We start from the raw sequence: 2108 nt of genomic DNA on the forward strand, positions 1-2108 counted from the left end.
GAATGTGCCGGCGGTGCTCCAGTTCAAGGACCACCTGATCAGCACGGTGGACCCGGTGCGCCAGATCGCCGAGTGCCGGTGGGCGGCCGGCGTCCCCGCGGACGACGAACTGAGCCTGCAGGCCCGCGCGGCCGTGCTTCAAGTGCTCGCGGGCATCGTGCTCGCGGCGTACGCCCAGCTGGCTCACGCCGCCGGGTTCCAGGGCGAGAAGTTGGACCTGGTTCGCCGTGTCGGGGAGAACACCGAGGCCACCGGCACCGAGATGGTCCCGGACATGAGCGGTGGCACGCGGGGTTGATCCGCGGAGACGAGATGGCCGAGGGCCGGGGCGGTGGTCTGCACCGCTGAGTGATTCGCACTGAGCGACCAAGGGCAGGGAACGGAGGCGTTGCGCGATGGGCCAGGCCCCCGTTCCCTCCGTTGGTCTCAATGAGCCGGCGAAGCAGGCCCTGGAAAATTTCACCGGCATGCGGTTGCACCGGTCGAATCTGCCGATGTTGGCGTACGACCTGAACTGGTTGGAGGTGCTGGCGGATCGGGCGCGGACCGTGTTGGTTCCGGAGCTGATCCGGGCGATCAAGGCGGTTCGGGCGGCGGGGGAGGGCGAGGTCTACGACCGTTTCGTGGCGCAGACCGCTCCGTTCGTGGAACTGCTGGACCGGGTCGCCGATCTGAAGGTGAACACCGCCCAGGCGATGCGGGGCTTCCTCAACCAGATGGAGCTGACGGATCGTCAGGCGCTGGTCATGTTCATCTTCATGATGACCGAGTTGGCGGTCGCGTTCGCGATGGCGTTCTTCCTGCCGGTGGAGGCGGCGGCGCACATCGTGAAGACCCGGACGATCATCCAGACGATCCTGCGGTCGTCGATGATGCGGTCGGCGGCGAGCAGCACGGCGATCCAGATGTTGTTCATGCCGGGCTCGTCGTTGTTGGCGCAGATCAGCATGCTGGCTGATGGTCTGATGCCGGGGATCGACTGGGCGCAGGTCGGCAAGCAGGCGTTGTACGGGTTGGCGGTGGCGGGTGTCACCACGGCGGCCGCGCCGGCGTTGGGACGGTTCGCCGGTGCCGTCGGTGGTGGTCTGGCGCACCTCGGGGTGTCGGGTTCCACGCGTGACCTGTTGACCAGCCTGATGATGGTGCCGGTGTCGGAAGTCGGCATGGAGGTGGTCGGCGGTGCCGCCGCCGGCTTGATGGTCGACGGGGCCTACGACACGGACAGTGCGGACACGGACGCGGCTTCCGGGGCGTTGTCGGGGGCAGGTGAGTTGGCCGGGACGGCGGCCGGGATGGGTGCGCGTCGTGGCGCGGTCGGTTTGGGGTTCAATCCGACCCGGCCCCGGTGGCGGATGCCGGATGGTGTCGGCTTCACCGCCGACGGTAGGCCGGTCGCTCCGGTGCCGCCGCCCGTCCCGGTCACCCCGGATCCGTCCGCGTATCAGCCGGAGGTCGGCGATCCGGCGGGTGCGGACTCCGGCGGGCAGGCCCCGGTGCCCGTCCCGCCGGTGCCGGCACCGTCGCTGTCGGCACCGGCGCCAGTGGCGCCTGAACCGGTGCCGCCGGTACCGGCGTGGTCGCCGCCGGACCTGTCCGTGCCGGCGTGGTCGGTCCCGGACCTGCCGGTGCCGGCGTGGTCGGTGCCGGACGTGCCCGTGCCGCCGGTGCCGGCGCCGGAGTGGGTCGTGGCCGCCGGTGCGCCGGTGGTGGAGCAGTGGCAGCAGTTCCAGCGGGAGCTGGTGGACCACTACGGTGGGGTGCTGGCCGGGACCGGGCAGGCGCGGCAGTTCCTGGCTGGGCTTCCCGTGCCGGTCGAGCAGGTCTTCACCGAGTGGGCCGACGCCCGGCAGAACGACCCGACCGTCCCCGCTTTCCTGTCCCGGATCGGTCTGCCCGCCACCGCGCTCACCGAGGGGTACCTGTTCGGTGTCCGGGACCAGGCCGTCGCCCGGATCACCGAAGCCCTCGCGGGGCAGATCCCGGCGGGCGGGCAGATCCCGGCGGCGGTACGCCCGGAGCAGGTCGTCGCCGCGCTGCCCGGGGAGTTCGACCGGCAGGCGTTGCGCTCGGCCGTGCACCTGGCCGCCCAGCACCACATCGACCAGTAC

General features: G+C 71.1%; 1 protein-coding gene and 1 pseudogene. Both read left to right on the forward strand.

What is annotated here, in order from left to right; translation table 11 throughout:
* Positions 1-298, forward strand: a 298-nt coding sequence (locus B0E53_RS35835; RefSeq protein WP_210406356.1) for a hypothetical protein, incomplete at its 5' end; no start/stop codon positions are given.
* Positions 299-494: 196 nt separating this feature from the next.
* Positions 495-2108, forward strand: a pseudogene (locus B0E53_RS35840) (hypothetical protein); the annotation flags it as partial.

The organism is Micromonospora sp. MH33, assembly GCF_003013775.1.
GTDB classification, from domain to species: Bacteria; Actinomycetota; Actinomycetes; order Mycobacteriales; family Micromonosporaceae; genus Micromonospora; species Micromonospora fulviviridis.